The sequence below is a fragment of the Pseudomonas sp. FW306-02-D09B genome (genome assembly GCF_058782685.1).
This window is the reverse complement of sequence record NZ_JBYSXY010000021.1, coordinates 22,315-37,323: the sequence shown is the minus strand read 5'-3', so window position 1 is coordinate 37,323 and position 15,009 is coordinate 22,315. Positions and strand designations below refer to the sequence as shown.

Sequence of the window (15,009 nt, the reverse complement as noted above, 5' to 3'; positions counted from 1 at the left end):
TTCACACCTCACGTAGCTTCAGGGATTTCGCGTCCAGGCCGTCGAGCAAGAACTTCTGCCAGTTGCTGTGCTGGTTGACGTAAAGCCCTTCGTGGGTGAATTCGGTGCCGGTCATGGCCGGTGCAATGCCGATCGCCTCGCTGTTGGGCGTGGCGCCGGTTGCCCACTGGTGGCTGCCGCGCGAGATATCGCTCCAGCGTTCCAGTCGTGCCTGGAAACCGCGCTGGGCTTCGCGAAACTCCACCAGGTCATCCGGGGTGCCGAGTCCGGACACGTTGAAGAAATCTTCGAACTGGCGAATCCGGTTTTCCCGATCCGCGTCCGACTCGTTTTTCACACCCAGGCACTGGCTGATGATCTCGGTCTTGTTCCAGGCCACCGGACGGATGATCCGTAGCTGGGAGCTGATTTGATCGAGGAAAAACAGGCTCGGGTAGATGTTCAGGTTGCGCAGCCGATGCATCATCCATTCGGCTTTTTCCTGACCGTGTTCCTCGATCAGGCGCGGCATGATCGTCGCGTAGCCGGAACGCACCGTCGGGTTGGGCATGTCACTGAACAGCACGCTGTGACCGTTATTGAAGGCGAACCAGCCGTCATCGGTATTGGCGTCGCCAGCCCCCAGCTTGCTGTAGTCGAGCGTGCCGCTGGCGCGGGTGCCGTTCTCGTTGTCGACCTGCTGGCGGTGTTGCACCGTGGCCACATAGTTATAGTGGACCGTGCTGACGTGATAGCCGTCCAGGCCGTTTTCGTTTTGCAGTTTCCAGTTGCCGTCGTAGGTGTAGGCCGACTTGCCGGGCAGTACTTCCAGCTCCCCGGTGGGCGATTGGGCGACCATCATGTCGAAGAACACTTTGGCATCGCCGAGGAAGTCTTCGAGGCTGTTATCGCCATGAACGTCCAGGCTGATGAAGACGAAGCCCTTGTAGCTCTGGATGCGGGCTTTTTTCAGACCGTGTGTGGCTTTGTCGAAACCTTCCGGGTATTCGCCGGGGGCCTTGACCTTGACCAGGCGTCCGTCGCTTTTGTAGCACCAGGCGTGGAACGGGCAGGTAAACGTCGATTGGTTGCCTTTGCCGACGCGGGTCAATGTGGTGCCGCGATGCTGGCAAGCGTTGATCAGCGCGTTGAGTTGGCCGTCACCGTCACGGGTGATGATCATCGGCTGGCGACCGGCGCGCATCGTGATGAAGTCGTGGTTGTTGGCCAGCTCGCTTTCGTGACAGGCGTAGATCCAGTTCTTCTCGAAGATCAGCTCCATCTCCAGATCGAACAGTTGCGGCTCGGTAAAGATATCCCGAGCGATGCGGAATACGCCTTCTGCCGGACGGAAGTCCAGGCTGCCTTCAATGAACGCTTTCCACTGCTCGACGTTTTTTTCGCCACTCATGGGTGTGCACCTTTTTTATTCGGGTCAATCGGTGCGCCCATTAGAGAGAGTGGGGCGGGCAGGGGTCTATCCGGTTTGTCGACGAAGGCAGTCCACAAAGTTCGGCGGCCGCTGGCTGCACTGCCCCTGTGGCGAGGGAGCTTGCTCCCGCTGGGTTGCGAAGCAGCCCTAAAGTCGGCAATCGCAATTTTTCAGATAGGACGCATCCGAAGGTTTTACGACTGCTGCGCCCGAGCGCGGACCGGTCGGCGGGAGCAAGTGCCTCTCACTGCGATCTTTGCGGGTAACACCCGCGTGTATCAAGGTGGGCAGCTAATACTCAAGACCCTGCACCATTCGATGAACGGCCGCCCCTGTTTGCAGCATTGAGGTACTGTCTTGGGCAGCCTTGAGCGTTGTTCGAAGGTGAGCTCCGGTTCCAGAACAGCTGTGTTATCCACTTAGTCGATGATTGCTATCCACTGGGTTGGCGCAGGCGTTCAGTGGTCTGGAACTTGCTCGGCTCAAGTCAGAGGTGCGCCGTCAGAGCGTGCTGAAAAAATATTGCCGTGGGTGCGCCGTGATGAGTAGCAAAGCCGATCCGCAGTTTCGCGATATTCGTATCGATCACTATGACCTTGAGGGCGCGCGGACCTGGATGTCAGGGATCTGCGGGCCGCACCGTCTCGAAACCGCGACGCCCGAGCGGATTCGTTTTCATCACACGGCCAATGTGTTCAAGTCGATGGCCACGACCCTGGGCACTATCGAATACGGCACTGACGTGACCGTCGATATCGAAGACGCCGAACACTTCAGCAGCTACAGCCTCAGCCTGCCTTTGGTCGGTGAGCAGGAGTTGAGCAAGAACGGCACGTTGCTCAAATCCAATCGCGATCAAGGCGTGATCATCTCCCCGAATGAAAACCAGATGCTGGCGATCTCCGGTGACTGCCGCAAGGTCCAGGTGGTAATCACTCGGGCGGCCATGAGCGAATCCCTTGAGGGGATATTGCAGCGCCCACTGGATGTACCGCTGCGCTTCGAGCCGGTGATGGATGCGGTGGACGGTGCGTCGGCCTCGTGGTGGCGCATGGCGCGGTATTTCATCGGCGAACTTGAGCGCAGCAGCGCGCTGTTTGAGCAGGTGGTCTTCACGCGGGACATCGAGAGCTCATTGATCAAAGGCCTGATCCTCGCCCAGCCGAACAATTACTCCGATGAGCTGCGGGACGTGTTGGGTGTGAAATTGCCGCACTATCTGGTCAGGGCCAAACAGTACATTCACGATAACGCCCGCGAAGCCGTGCACCTGGAAGACATCGAAGCGGCGGCCGGGGTTTCGCGTTTCAAGTTGTTCGAGGCTTTCAGAAAGTACTTCGCCCTGTCGCCGATGGCCTATCTGAAAAAATACCGCTTGCATGCGGTGCGCCAGGACATTCTTGAACAGGGGCTGGCGCGCAATATCTCGGAGATTGCCATGGGCTGGGGGTTCACCCACATGGGGCGTTTTTCCGCCGAGTACCGCAAGTTGTTCGACGAAGCCCCGAGCGCAACCTTGCAGCGCAACGAGGCCCGGCGCATGCGCGGGCTTTGACGCAGAGGCAGTCAATAAGGCTTATTTGCGGGCGACCAGATCCAGCAGATCGTCGCGTTCCTTGATTTTCTGCAGGACGATTTCCGAGCGAATATCGGTCACCCCCGCGGTGCGATTGAGCTTGTTGACGATGAAATCCGAGAAGTGTTTCAGATTGCGCGCCTGAACCCGCAGCACATAGTTGCTGGCGCCGGTAATCACGTACGCGGTGGCGACTTCCGGCCACTCTTGCACCTTCTTGATAAAGGTCTCGTGCCAGTCCTCGACGTCCTGTCGCAACGACACATGGACGATGGCTTCCAGCTCGATGCCCAGCCGTTCGGCGTTCAGCACCGCGCGATAGCCGGTGATGATTCCCTCGCTTTCCAGCAGCCGCAAACGCCGCAGGCAAGCCGACGGCGACAGCGCAACTTTCTCCGCCAATTCCTGATTGCTGATACGCCCGTCCTGCTGCAAGTAATGCAGGATCCGCAGGTCTGTCGAGTCGAGGGTCATGGTTTGAATAAATCCGCGATTTTTGGAGTTGGATTCGAATTATCTTCGAGACAACTACTATATGACCATCCACTTTGCACGAAAATTCTCCGAAGCTTCGTTCATTATTTGCTCATTGTGCCGGCGCAAAAATGCTGAAAACACGGCGGCATGTCATCTAGAGAACAGGACCGACCATGATCACAAGAAACGATTGCCTGGCGCTTGATGCGCAAGACCCTTTGGCCCATCTGCGTCACCAGTTCGCGCTTCCCGAAGGCGTGATTTACCTCGACGGCAACTCCCTTGGCGCGCGTCCGGTTGCGGCGCTTGAGCGTGCTCAGGCGGTCATCGTCGAGGAGTGGGGCAATGGCTTGATCCGCAGCTGGAACAGCGCGGGTTGGCGCGATCTGCCGGAGCGTCTGGGCAATCGGTTGGCGGGGCTGATTGGTGCCGGTGAGGGCGAAGTGGTGGTCACCGACACCACCTCGATCAACCTGTTCAAGGTCCTCGGCGCGGCCCTGCGTGTGCAGACGATGCGGGCACCGATGCGGCGGGTGATTGTCAGTGAGTCGAGCAACTTCCCGACGGATTTGTACATCGCCGAAGGGCTGATGGATTTGCTCCAGCAGGGCTATAGCTTGCGTCTGGTCGACAGCCCGGAAGAGCTGGCGCAGGCGATTGACCAGGACACCGCGGTGGTGATGCTCACCCACGTCAACTACAAAACCGGCTACATGCACGACATGCAGGCCGTGACGGCGTTGATCCACGAATGCGGCGCGCTGGCGATCTGGGACCTGGCGCATTCCGCCGGTGCGGTTCCGGTCGATTTGCGTCAGGCGGGCGCGGACTACGCCATCGGTTGCACCTACAAGTACCTCAATGGCGGCCCCGGCTCGCAAGCGTTTGTCTGGGTTGCGCCGCAGCTGTGCGATCTGGTCACGCAGCCGTTGTCCGGCTGGTTCGGTCACTCCCGACAGTTCGACATGGCCTCAGGCTACGAGCCGAGCAGCGGTATCGCTCGCTACTTGTGCGGCACTCAACCGATCACCTCATTGGCCATGGTCGAGTGCGGCCTGGAGATTTTCGCCCAGACCGACATGCCCAGCCTGCGCCGCAAATCCCTGGCACTGACCGACCTGTTTATCCAGATGGTGGAGCAGCGCTGCGCCGCTCACGATTTGAAACTGATTACCCCACGCGAACACGCCAGGCGTGGCAGCCATGTCAGCTTCGAACACCCGCAAGGCTACGCGGTGATACAGGCCTTGATCGCCCAAGGCGTGATCGGTGATTACCGCGAGCCGCGGATCATGCGCTTCGGTTTCACCCCGCTGTACACCAGCTTCACCGAAGTCTTTGATGCGGTGCAGATACTTGGCGAAATTCTCGATCAGCAAACCTGGTCGCAAGCGCAGTTCCAGATCCGCCACAGCGTCACCTGATCCCAGCACTGTCCGTGGCGAGGGAGCTTGCTCCCGCTTGAGTGCGCAGCACTCACAAAATCGATACTCACTGCGAAGATTTTTGGGCCGCTACGCAGCCCAGCGGGAGCAAGCTCCCTCGCCACAGGGTTTAGTTCGACCGTGTGACCCGGTTTATCCAAACGATGTGCTCTCTAAAAAAACACAATATTCAGAGGACAGAGAAATGACCGACACCCTCGGTTTTGAAACCATCTCCAACCGTGAGCACGGCCTCAGGCGCCAGCTCACCTCGGGGCAGATGAGCATGATCGCCATCGGCGGTGCGATAGGCACCGGCCTGTTCATGGGCAGCGCCTATGCGATCGGCTATGCCGGGCCGAGCGTGCTGCTCAGCTATGCGATTGGCGCGGTCATCACGCTGCTGTTGATGGGCTGTCTGGCGGAAATGACCGTGGCCCATTCGACCTCGGGTTCGTTCGGCGCGTATGCCGAGTTCTATATCAGCCCGCTGGCCGGGTTTCTGGTGCGCTACGCCTATTGGGCGGCGATTGTGTTGGCGGTCGGCACCGAGGTGACGGCGGTGGCGATGTACATGAAGTACTGGTTCGCCAACGTGCCTGAGTGGATCTGGATCGTCTCGTTCTCGAGCATTCTGATCGTGCTCAACGCCATCAGCGTGAAGACCTTCGGCACATTTGAGTACTGGTTTTCGACCATCAAGATCGGCGCGATTGTCGGCTTCATCATCCTTGCGGTGTACGTTGTGTTCGGCTCGGGTAACCCGGAGTACGGCGTGCATCACTACACCAGCCACGGCGGGTTTTTCCCCAATGGTTTACAAGGGATGTGGGTGGCGGTGATCGTGTCGATCTTCAGCTACCTGAGTGTGGAAATGATCGCGGTGGCAGCCGGTGAAGCCGAGGATCCGGAGCGGGCGGTGAAGAAAGCCTTTCGCGCGACCATCGTGCGACTGGTGGTGTTTTACCTGCTGACCCTGGCCCTGATGCTGGCGATTGTGCCGTGGGTTCAGGCGGGTCATGCGCAGAGCCCGTTCGTCACGGTCATGCAAACCATCGGCATTCCCGGCGCCACCGGGGTGATGAATTTCGTGATTCTGATTGCCGCGTTGTCGGCGATGAACAGTCAGCTCTACATCACCACGCGGATGATGTTCAGCCTGTCCCGTGGCGGTTACGCGCCCAAGGCGATGGGCGCGTTGAGCAAGAGCGGCATCCCGCTCAACGCCTTGCTGCTGTCGAGCTCGGGCATTGCGCTGGCGACGCTGTTGAACGTGATGTACCCGGAAAGCTCCTTCACTTTGATGATGGCGATTTCCATGTTCGGCGCGATCTTCACCTGGTTCATGATCTTCCTCACGCACTACTGTTTCCGTCGCTATCACCAGCGTCACGGCGAGCGGAAGCTGTCGTTCCGCATGCGCCTGTTCCCTTACACCACGCTGTTGGGGCTGGTGCTGATGGGCGCGGTGATGATCACCACCTATTTCACCGAGGCGTTCAAAATGACCTTGGTGTTTGGTGTGCCGTTCCTGTTGATTCTGTCGTTGGTCTACGGGGTGTTCTTCAGAAAAGCCAAGGTGTTGGTCAGTAGTCTCGATAACGCCCCGGCCCCGTAGGAGCGGGGGGACGCCTGGTTCTTGCCCGCGATGACACCCGCAAAATCGCCATCGCGGGCAAGCCTTGCTCCTACAAGTTTGTGTCAGCGGTTTCGGATAACGCCTCAAGCAGGGCTTTGGCATAAAGGGGCAGGGCGTCGAACGAGCGTGCGCACAGCAGCAGTTTTCGCTGGGCCCATGGCTCGTTCAGCGCGAGATGTTTGAACGCTTGCCTACCCGCCCAGCGCTCGACCGCTGCCAGCGGCACAATCGCCAATCCCGCGCCATGGGCGACCATGCGAATAACCCCATCGAAACCCTCGGCGCGAATGCGGATCTGCATGCGCAGTCCGGCATGCAGCGCCTGTTCTTCCAGATAGATCGCCAACGCGCTGTTGGCACTGAGCCCGACGTAATCGTGAGACAAGGTCTGGCTGAAGTTCGGTGCTTCCCCTTCAGCCAATGGATGATCGCTCGGCATGATCAGCACCAACGGATCATCGCGGAATGCTCGGGTGTCGAGGTCATGGGTGTCCACTGCATCGGAAACGATACCAAGGTCCGCCGCTCCCTGACGCAAGGCATGGGTGATGCGCAGGCTCGGCAGTTCTTGCAGGTCGATGTCGAGGTTGGGGTGCTCTCGCAGAAAGTCCGCCAGCAACTCGGGCAGGTATTCAGTGATTGCCGTGGTGTTGCACAACAACCGCACCTGGCCTTTAACGCCTTTGGCGTATTCCGCCAGATCCTGTTGCATGCGTTCGGCCTGTCGCAGCAATACCCGGGCATGTTGCGCCAGTGCCTTGCCGGCCGGGGTAGGGCTGATGCCGCGACGCCCACGCTCGAAAAATGCTGTACCCAGCGAAGCTTCCATCGCACGGATTCGCGCACTTGCCGCCGCCAGTGACAGGTGGCTGCTGGTTGCGCCAGCGGTGATGTTGCCGGCGTCGAGGATGTTCAGGTAGAGCTTGAGGTCGATCAGGTCGAAGTGCATGGGCGTTTCCAAGGCTCTGTTAAAACAAGAGGCTGGCTCAGTATATGGCAGATTTTCAGGGCCGCCGGGAAGGCCCAGGATAACGCCATGAATACACTTCTCGCGTTCTATAAAAACCTCGGTCTGGCCTTGTCTTTATTGGTGATCATCACCTTTTTGATGGCCGGAATGATCAAAGGCGTGATCGGCCTTGGGCTGCCGACCGTTGCCATGGGCTTGCTCGGTCTGGCTATGGCGCCGGCACAGGCTGCGGCATTGCTGATCATTCCGGCGACGCTGACCAACGTCTGGCAACTGGCGTTCGGTGGGCATTTGCGTCCGTTGATCAAACGGCTGTGGCCCATGCTGCTGGCGATATTTGTCGGTACCGGTGCGGGTACGTTGTGGGTGGGGATTGGAAGCGGGGAGTGGGTGGTGCGAGGACTTGGGGCGGCGCTATTGCTCTATGCCTTGAGCGGATTGTTTCTGCCCACCTTACGGGTCAGTAGCAAAACCGAAGGCTGGCTCGGCCCGCTCAGTGGTGCGCTGACTGGCATCATCACCTCGGCCACCGGCGTCTTTGTGATTCCGACGGTGCCGTATCTGCAAGCGCTGGGGTTGAACAAGGATCAACTGGTGCAGGCGTTGGGCCTGGCGTTCACCGTGTCGACCCTGGCACTCGCTGCCGGCTTGATGTGGCGCGGGGCGCTCGGCGGCGGCGAATTGAGTGCTTCACTGCTGGCGCTGATCCCGGCGCTGCTCGGCATGCTGCTGGGGCAATGGTTGCGAGAGCGGATCAGCGCCGTGTTGTTCAAGCGGGTGTTCTTCGTCGGCCTTGGAATACTCGGCGGCCATCTGCTGATCAGCGGCTAGCCGATGATGGGCTGAGCATGTCGATGCGGCGGATATCGAAATCGCGTTCCAGGTAATCCATGCGGTTCTCGAAAAACTGCTGCATGTGCGGCAGGTTCGAGTGCACGTCCAGATGGGCCCGGGATTGCCAGATCTCGTAGAAGATAAACAGTGTCGGGTCTTGCTGGTCGCGCAGCATGTGGTACTCGATGCAGCCAGGTTCGGCGCGACTGGGTTCGACGTAAGCGCGGAACAGGGCTTCGAAGGCGTCGGCTTTTTCCGGGCGGGTTTTGGCGTGCAGGATGAAACCGTGTTGCTCGCTCATGCAGAACTCCTCAAGTCAGGGTTGAGAAAATTCTATGGCAACAATCAGCTGGTGATTCGTGCGTTTCGGTCAAATGTATTTTGCCGGCTTCGGGCTTATTCATGGGAAGGGTCATCGATACCCTGCCGCCATCACATTTGAAACTTCTCGATCCCGCGACTTATCCACAGCGCGGCGCATCGGACCCTGATGAGGCTTCCCATGAAAAAAGTTCTGTTGCTCAACGGTGGCAAGAAATTCGCCCACTCCGATGGTCGCTACAATGCCACCCTGCACGAAGCCGCCTTGAGCGTGCTGGATCGCGGTGGTGTCGACGTGAAAGTCACCCACATCGACGAGGGCTACGACGTCGCTGAAGAAGTCGCCAAGTTCCTCTGGGCCGACGTGATCATTTACCAGATGCCGGGCTGGTGGATGGGCGCGCCATGGATCGTGAAAAAGTACATCGACGAAGTCTTCACCGAAGGCCACGGCAGCCTCTACGCCAGCGACGGCCGGACCCGCTCCGATGCTTCGCAGAAATACGGCAGTGGCGGCCTGGTGCAGGGCAAGCAGTACATGCTGTCGCTGACCTGGAACGCACCGCAGCAAGCGTTCGACGACCCGAGCGACTTCTTCGAAGCCAAGGGCGTGGATGCGGTGTACTTCCCGTTCCACAAGGCCAACACCTTCCTCGGCATGAGTGGCCTGCCGACCTTCCTATGTGTCGACGTGATGAAGCGGCCGAACATTGAAGCCGACGTCGCGCGCTACGAACAGCACCTCAGGCAAGTGTTCAACTTGCCGGCGTAACCTGCGTTATGTCTCGCATCCGGCTACTATCGAACACCTGAGCAGTGGCACGTTTTTACTTGTGGCGAGGGGGCTTGTCGGAACGCCGCACCGCCCCGTTGGAGCGCGAAGCGGTCCTGACATCAGTCACCGTGTATTTTCAGACTAAGTGCGGGCAGTGAGTTTACGACTGCTGCGCAGCCGAACGGGGGCGAGCCCCCTCGCCACAAGGAATGCCTGACTCCCGCCACAAGGCGCATTCGATAGGAAGGACATACGTGAAAGCCAGATCCGATGAGTTGCAGATTTTCGTCTGCGTGATCGAGTGCGGTTCGATTTCTGCGGCGGCCGAACAGGTCGGGCAAACGCCCTCGGCGGTCAGCCGCACGCTGTCGCGTCTGGAGGCCAAGCTCGACACCACGTTGATCAACCGCACCACGCGGCGCATGGACCTGACCGAGGAGGGCAAGTACTTCTTCGAACAGGCCAAGCTGATTCTCGACCAGATGGACGAGCTCGAAGAGCGTCTGTCCTCGCGCCAAAAGACACCTTCCGGACGGCTGCGGATCAACGCGGCGTCGCCGTTCATGCTGCATGCCATCGTGCCCTACATCGATGAGTTTCGCCGTCTGTACCCGGACATCCAGCTGGAACTCAACAGCAACGACCTGATCATCGACCTGCTGGAGCAAAGCACCGACATTGCGATCCGCATCGGGCCGTTGGCGGATTCGACCCTGCACGCGCGCTCGCTGGGGGGCAGCCCGCTGCACATCCTCGCCAGCCCCGCGTACCTGGAAAAACACGGCACACCGACCACGGTTGCCGAACTGGTCGGCCACTCGCTGCTGGGTTTCACCCAGACCGAAAGCCTCAATCACTGGCCGCTGCGTCATGTGCACGGCGACCGCTGGCAGATTCAGCCGAGCCTCAGCGCCTCCAGCGGTGAAACACTGCGTCAGCTGGCGCTGGAGGGGCAGGGCATTGTGTGCCTGTCGCATTTCATGACCATCAATGACATCAAGGCCGGACGGCTGAAATTGCTGCTGGCGCAGGCCAACAGTGGCTATCGCCAGCCGATCAATGCGGTGTACTACCGCAACTCGCAACTGGCGTTGCGGATTCAATGCTTCCTGGACTTCATCCAGGGCAAGCTGGCGAGTTACGCGAACGAGGTGTTTGAAGGCTGATCCTTGCCATCACCAGCAGCCGTCGGTGTTCTCGTTCTGCCCCATGAAAATACTCACCGCGCATTTTCATTAATCACGACATGGCATATCTGTGAGCGACATTTCTTGTCTCTTCACGAAAATTACTTTCATCGGGTTTGAAAGCTGCTCCTCGAAATGATTTATGGGTTTCACAACACATCGACGTGACCCTTTTCGAGGAGTACCGCATGGCACCGTCCTTCGGCTATTGGCTGCTGGTTTATGCCGCTATCGCCATCATTGCGCTGATCGTTCTGATCGCCCGTTACCGACTCAATCCGTTCATTGTCATTACCCTGGTTTCCATTGGTCTGGCGCTGCTCGCCGGGATGCCGCCGTCGGGAGTGGTGGGTGCGTATGAAGCGGGCGTCGGCAAGACCCTGGGGCACATCGCGCTGGTGGTGGCGCTGGGCACGATGCTCGGCAAGATGATGGCCGAGTCCGGTGGTGCCGAGCAGATGGCGCGTACGCTGATCGAGCGTTTCGGCGAGAAAAACGCGCATTGGGCGATGGTCTGCATCGCCTTTCTGGTGGGCCTGCCGCTGTTCTTCGAGGTCGGCTTTGTGTTGCTGGTGCCGATTGCCTTTACCGTGGCGCGGCGGGTAGGCGTGTCGATTCTGATGGTCGGTTTGCCGATGGTTGCCGGGCTCTCGGTGGTGCATGCGCTGGTGCCGCCGCATCCGGCAGCGATGCTCGCGGTGCAGGCCTATCAGGCCTCGGTGGGGCAGACGTTGCTCTACGCGATTCTGATCGGCATCCCAACGGCGATCATTGCCGGTCCTCTGTACGCCAAATTCATCGTGCCGCGCATCCGGTTGCCTGCGGAAAACCCGTTGGAGCGACAGTTCATCGAGCGCGAGCCGCGCGACCGCTTGCCGGGTTTCGGCATCACCATGGCGACGATTTTGCTGCCGGTGGTGCTGATGTTGATTGGCGGCTGGGCCAATCTGATCTCCACGCCGGGCAGCGCTTTCAACCAATTCCTGTTGTTCATCGGCAACTCGGTGATCGCCCTGTTGCTGGCGACGTTGCTGAGCTTCTGGACCCTCGGTCTGGCCCAGGGTTTCAACCGCGAATCGATCCTCAAATTCACCAATGAGTGCCTGGCACCAACCGCCAGCATTACCTTGCTGGTGGGCGCCGGCGGTGGCTTGAACCGGATTCTGGTGGACGCCGGGGTGACTGACCAGATCGTCGGCCTGGCCCATGAGTTTCACTTGTCGCCGTTGTTGATGGGCTGGCTGTTCGCGGCCTTGATGCGCATTGCCACCGGTTCCGCGACCGTCGCCATGACCACTGCATCAGGCATTGTGGCGCCAGTGGCCATTGGTCTGGGCTATCCCCATCCGGAGCTGCTGGTGCTGGCGACAGGTGCGGGCTCGGTTATCTTTTCTCACGTCAATGACGGCGGCTTCTGGTTGATCAAGGAGTACTTCAATATGACCGTGACCCAGACCTTCAAGACCTGGACGGTGCTCGAGACCTTGATTTCGGTGATCGCGTTCGGCCTGACCCTTGGTCTTTCCTATGTGCTTTGAACAGCAGGTGCGGTAAATGGACATCCTCTATCAGATTCGCGCGCGTCAGGATTCCTTCAGCGCCGGTGAAGGGCGGATTGCCCGGTTGATGCTCGACGACGTGGGCTTCGCTGCGTCAGCGAGCCTCGACGAACTGGCACTGCGAGCCGAGGTCAGCAGCGCGACACTCTCGCGTTTTGCCCGCAGCGTCGGCTGCCGTGACCTGCGCGATTTGCGCTTGCAACTGGCGCAGGCCAGCGGGGTCGGCAGTCGTTTTCTCGACCCGGCGGGAACGCCGGAGCAGTCGGCGTTTTATCGGCAGATCGTCGGCGATATCGAGTCGACGCTGCGTCAACATTTGTCGGCGTTCGATGAGTCGCGTTTCGCCGACGCGGTGAAATTGCTGGGCAAGGCGCGGATGATTCACGCATTCGGCATGGGCGGTTGCTCGACACTCTGTAGCGATGAGCTGCAAGTGCGGCTGGTGCGCCTCGGCTACCCGATTGCCGCCTGTCATGACCCGGTGATGATGCGTGTGACCGCCGCATCCTTGGGCGCGGAGCATGCGCTAATTGCCTGTTCGCTGACCGGCATCACCCCGGAACTGCTGGAGGCTGTCGAGTTGGCGAGCAGCTACGGCACACGCATTCTGGCGATCACCCTGGCCGACTCGCCACTGGCGCAATTGGCCGATGTGCTGCTGCCGCTGCAAAGCGCCGAAACCTCGTTCATCTACAAACCGACGGCGGCACGCTACGGCATGCTGCTGGCCATCGACGTGCTTGCCACCGAGCTGGCGTTGGCAAATCCTGAAGACAATCAAGAACGTCTGCGGCGGATCAAGCTCGCCCTCGACGACTACCGTGGCGGCGATGATCATCTGCCGCTGGGAGACTGACATGCAGTACCACACGCTGATCCGCAACGCCCTGATCATCGACGGCAGCAACACGCCGGGTTATCTCGCCGACGTGGCGATTGTGAACGGACGGATCGCGTGCATCGGTAATTTGCAGGAGGCCAGCGCCGATGAGGAAATCGACGCGGACGGACGGGTGCTCGCGCCAGGCTTCATTGACGTACATACCCACGACGACACAGTGGTGATCCGCCACCCGCAGATGCTGCCCAAGCTCAGCCAGGGCGTGACCACGGTGATTGTTGGCAATTGCGGGATCAGCGCCTCGCCGGTGAGTTTGCGCGGCGATCCGCCGGACCCGATGAATCTGCTCGGTACGTCCGCAGCCTTTGTTTATCCGCGTTTCAGTGATTACCGGGCGGCAGTCGAAGCGGCCAACCCGACGTTGAACGTGGCCGCATTGGTCGGCCACACGGCACTGCGCAGCAACCACCTCGATGACCTGTTTCGCACTGCAACGTCGAGCGAAATTGCCGCAATGCGCGAGCAATTGCGCGAGAGCCTGGAAGCCGGTGCGCTGGGCTTGTCCACAGGGTTGGCCTACGCCAGCGCCTTCTCGGCATCTACCGATGAAGTCATGCAACTGACTGAAGAGCTGACGGCTTTCGGCGCGGTCTACACCACCCATTTGCGCAGCGAATTCGAACCGGTGCTGGAGGCCATGGACGAGGCATTCCAGATTGCTCGCCACGCGAAAAGTCCGCTGATCATTTCCCATCTCAAATGCGCTGGCGCCGGCAACTGGGGGCGCAGTCCGCAGCTGTTGGCGTCCCTTGAGCACGCCGCGAAAACCCATCCGGTGGGCTGCGATTGTTATCCGTATGCGGCGAGCTCCTCGACCCTGGATCTCAAACAGGTGACGGACGCATTTCGCATCACCATCACCTGGTCGACACCACACCCTGAAGTGGGCGGCCGCGACCTGATGGACATCGCCGCCGAGTGGGGCGTGCCGTTGCTGGATGCGGCCCGTCGCCTGCAACCGGCCGGGGCAGTCTATTACGGCATGGATGAGGCGGATGTGCGGCGCATTCTGGCCCACCCGTTATCGATGATCGGTTCCGACGGTTTGCCGGAAGACCCGTTCCCGCATCCACGGTTGTGGGGCGCATTTCCACGGGTACTGGGACACTTCAGTCGGGATCTCGGATTGTTCCCGCTGCACACGGCGGTGCACAAAATGACCGGGCTCTCGGCGGCGCGTTTCGGCCTGAAACAGCGCGGTGAAATCCGCGAAGGGCATTGGGCGGATCTGGTGCTGTTCGACCCGTTGCGCGTGCGTGATGTGGCGGATTTCAACGACCCGCAACGTTCGGCCGAAGGCATCGAAGGTGTGTGGGTCAATGGGGTGCGCAGCTATATCGATGGTCAGCCGAATGGACGTCGGGAAGGGCGGTTTTTGGCGCGCGAAGGAACTCTCGGTTCAGGCTTCAGGTAACAGTGATCTGTGGGGTTGATCACAATGATGGCACTGTGCAATTAAAGAATGCCTTCCCCAAGCCGAAGCGCTGTCATGCAACCCACTTAGAGTGGGGCCTTTCAGTTTGGGAGTAGCGCAATGAGCTTCGGTAAAACCACCCCGATCCTGCGGATCTTCGATGAAGCCAAGGCGCTGGAGTTCTACGTCGACTTCCTCGGTTTCACGCTCGACTGGCAGCACCGTTTCGAGGCGAACTTCCCGCTCTACCTGCAGGTGTCGCGAGGTGAATGCGTGCTGCATCTGTCCGAGCACCACGGCGACGCTACGCCGGGTTCGGCGCTGCGCATCGAGACCGATGAGCTGGAAGTGTTCCAGCAGCAATTGCTGGCCAAGGAATACCGCTTCGCTCATCCACAGATTCAGGCCATGCCCTGGGGGAGCCAGGACATGACCATCAGCGATCCGTTCGGGAATCGGTTGGTGTTTACCAATGCGATTTGTGTTTGAGACCGCTGGGCGGTCTATTGAGTTGTACAAGC

General features: G+C 59.7%; 14 protein-coding genes. 10 read left to right on the top strand and 4 right to left on the bottom strand.

The window, feature by feature from the left end; genetic code table 11:
- Window position 1: 1 nt before the first annotated feature.
- A complete protein-coding gene (gene antA, locus AC3WK5_RS25990) occupies window positions 2-1,390 on the bottom strand; it encodes an anthranilate 1,2-dioxygenase large subunit (RefSeq protein WP_103318988.1) in 1,389 nt (462 codons plus the stop codon).
- 562 nt (window positions 1,391-1,952) lie between these two features.
- Between antA and AC3WK5_RS25985 the strand changes: the two genes are divergently transcribed.
- Window positions 1,953-2,966, top strand: a complete 1,014-nt coding sequence (locus AC3WK5_RS25985) for an AraC family transcriptional regulator (protein WP_103319023.1) — start codon at window positions 1,953-1,955, stop codon at window positions 2,964-2,966.
- A gap of 21 nt (window positions 2,967-2,987) precedes the next feature.
- Here AC3WK5_RS25985 and AC3WK5_RS25980 read toward each other — a convergent pair whose 3' ends face one another.
- The gene (locus AC3WK5_RS25980; protein ID WP_054594119.1) at window positions 2,988-3,461 is read right to left on the bottom strand and encodes an Lrp/AsnC family transcriptional regulator; all 474 of its coding nucleotides are present in this window, start codon (window positions 3,459-3,461) and stop codon (window positions 2,988-2,990) included.
- Between the two features lie 176 nt (window positions 3,462-3,637).
- Here AC3WK5_RS25980 and kynU point away from each other — a divergent pair, with 176 nt between their 5' ends.
- Both kynU and AC3WK5_RS25970 read left to right on the top strand, forming a co-directional pair.
- Window positions 3,638-4,888, top strand: coding sequence for a kynureninase (gene kynU, locus AC3WK5_RS25975; protein WP_103318987.1), 1,251 nt, complete (start codon window positions 3,638-3,640; stop codon window positions 4,886-4,888).
- Between the two features lie 205 nt (window positions 4,889-5,093).
- Window positions 5,094-6,506: an amino acid permease gene (locus AC3WK5_RS25970; protein ID WP_103318983.1), complete on the top strand. Its 1,413-nt coding sequence runs from the start codon at window positions 5,094-5,096 to the stop codon at window positions 6,504-6,506.
- 70 nt (window positions 6,507-6,576) lie between these two features.
- On the opposite strand, the gene AC3WK5_RS25965 is transcribed toward AC3WK5_RS25970, so the two are convergent.
- Window positions 6,577-7,476: a LysR substrate-binding domain-containing protein gene (locus AC3WK5_RS25965; protein WP_103318982.1), complete on the bottom strand. Its 900-nt coding sequence runs from the start codon at window positions 7,474-7,476 to the stop codon at window positions 6,577-6,579.
- A gap of 87 nt (window positions 7,477-7,563) precedes the next feature.
- Here AC3WK5_RS25965 and AC3WK5_RS25960 point away from each other — a divergent pair, with 87 nt between their 5' ends.
- A complete protein-coding gene (locus AC3WK5_RS25960) occupies window positions 7,564-8,328 on the top strand; it encodes a sulfite exporter TauE/SafE family protein (protein WP_103318980.1) in 765 nt (254 codons plus the stop codon).
- Here AC3WK5_RS25960 and AC3WK5_RS25955 read toward each other — a convergent pair.
- Window positions 8,318-8,632, bottom strand: a complete 315-nt coding sequence (locus tag AC3WK5_RS25955) for a putative quinol monooxygenase (protein WP_019691724.1) — start codon at window positions 8,630-8,632, stop codon at window positions 8,318-8,320. The genes AC3WK5_RS25960 and AC3WK5_RS25955 overlap by 11 nt on opposite strands.
- Window positions 8,633-8,833: 201 nt before the next feature.
- On the opposite strand from AC3WK5_RS25955, the gene mdaB reads away from it, so the two are divergent.
- The 6 genes from mdaB (at window position 8,834) to AC3WK5_RS25925 (ending at window position 14,977) form a co-directional block, all read left to right on the top strand.
- Window positions 8,834-9,424, top strand: a complete 591-nt coding sequence (gene mdaB, locus AC3WK5_RS25950; protein ID WP_103318978.1) for an NADPH:quinone oxidoreductase MdaB — start codon at window positions 8,834-8,836, stop codon at window positions 9,422-9,424.
- Window positions 9,425-9,681: 257 nt separating this feature from the next.
- On the top strand, window positions 9,682-10,593 hold the full coding sequence (locus AC3WK5_RS25945; RefSeq protein WP_103318976.1) for a LysR family transcriptional regulator: 912 nt from the start codon (window positions 9,682-9,684) through the stop codon (window positions 10,591-10,593).
- Between the two features lie 209 nt (window positions 10,594-10,802).
- Window positions 10,803-12,152, top strand: coding sequence for a GntP family permease (locus AC3WK5_RS25940; RefSeq protein WP_103318974.1), 1,350 nt, complete (start codon window positions 10,803-10,805; stop codon window positions 12,150-12,152).
- A 16-nt stretch (window positions 12,153-12,168) separates the two neighbouring features.
- Window positions 12,169-13,029, top strand: coding sequence for a MurR/RpiR family transcriptional regulator (locus tag AC3WK5_RS25935; protein ID WP_054594111.1), 861 nt, complete (start codon window positions 12,169-12,171; stop codon window positions 13,027-13,029).
- A 1-nt stretch (window position 13,030) separates the two neighbouring features.
- Window positions 13,031-14,488 (top strand): D-aminoacylase, encoded by a 1,458-nt coding sequence (locus AC3WK5_RS25930; RefSeq protein WP_103318972.1) that lies wholly within the window; start codon window positions 13,031-13,033, stop codon window positions 14,486-14,488.
- Between the two features lie 120 nt (window positions 14,489-14,608).
- Entirely contained in the window at window positions 14,609-14,977 is a 369-nt protein-coding gene (locus AC3WK5_RS25925) for a glyoxalase superfamily protein (RefSeq protein ID WP_054594109.1), read from the top strand.
- Window positions 14,978-15,009 lie beyond the last annotated feature (32 nt).

What these genes read in the sequence shown, in the direction of transcription:
- AC3WK5_RS25925 (WP_054594109.1), top strand. Translation starts at nt 14,609, where the DNA reads ATGAGCTTCGGTAAAACCACCCCGATCCTGCGGATCTTCGATGAAGCC.
- AC3WK5_RS25930 (WP_103318972.1), top strand. Translation starts at nt 13,031, where the DNA reads ATGCAGTACCACACGCTGATCCGCAACGCCCTGATCATCGACGGCAGC.
- AC3WK5_RS25985 (WP_103319023.1), top strand. Translation starts at nt 1,953, where the DNA reads ATGAGTAGCAAAGCCGATCCGCAGTTTCGCGATATTCGTATCGATCAC.
- AC3WK5_RS25970 (WP_103318983.1), top strand. Translation starts at nt 5,094, where the DNA reads ATGACCGACACCCTCGGTTTTGAAACCATCTCCAACCGTGAGCACGGC.
- kynU (WP_103318987.1), top strand. Translation starts at nt 3,638, where the DNA reads ATGATCACAAGAAACGATTGCCTGGCGCTTGATGCGCAAGACCCTTTG.
- AC3WK5_RS25955 (WP_019691724.1), bottom strand. Translation starts at nt 8,632, where the DNA reads ATGAGCGAGCAACACGGTTTCATCCTGCACGCCAAAACCCGCCCGGAA.
- mdaB (WP_103318978.1), top strand. Translation starts at nt 8,834, where the DNA reads ATGAAAAAAGTTCTGTTGCTCAACGGTGGCAAGAAATTCGCCCACTCC.
- AC3WK5_RS25965 (WP_103318982.1), bottom strand. Translation starts at nt 7,476, where the DNA reads ATGCACTTCGACCTGATCGACCTCAAGCTCTACCTGAACATCCTCGAC.
- AC3WK5_RS25960 (WP_103318980.1), top strand. Translation starts at nt 7,564, where the DNA reads ATGAATACACTTCTCGCGTTCTATAAAAACCTCGGTCTGGCCTTGTCT.
- AC3WK5_RS25935 (WP_054594111.1), top strand. Translation starts at nt 12,169, where the DNA reads ATGGACATCCTCTATCAGATTCGCGCGCGTCAGGATTCCTTCAGCGCC.
- AC3WK5_RS25940 (WP_103318974.1), top strand. Translation starts at nt 10,803, where the DNA reads ATGGCACCGTCCTTCGGCTATTGGCTGCTGGTTTATGCCGCTATCGCC.
- AC3WK5_RS25980 (WP_054594119.1), bottom strand. Translation starts at nt 3,461, where the DNA reads ATGACCCTCGACTCGACAGACCTGCGGATCCTGCATTACTTGCAGCAG.
- antA (WP_103318988.1), bottom strand. Translation starts at nt 1,390, where the DNA reads ATGAGTGGCGAAAAAAACGTCGAGCAGTGGAAAGCGTTCATTGAAGGC.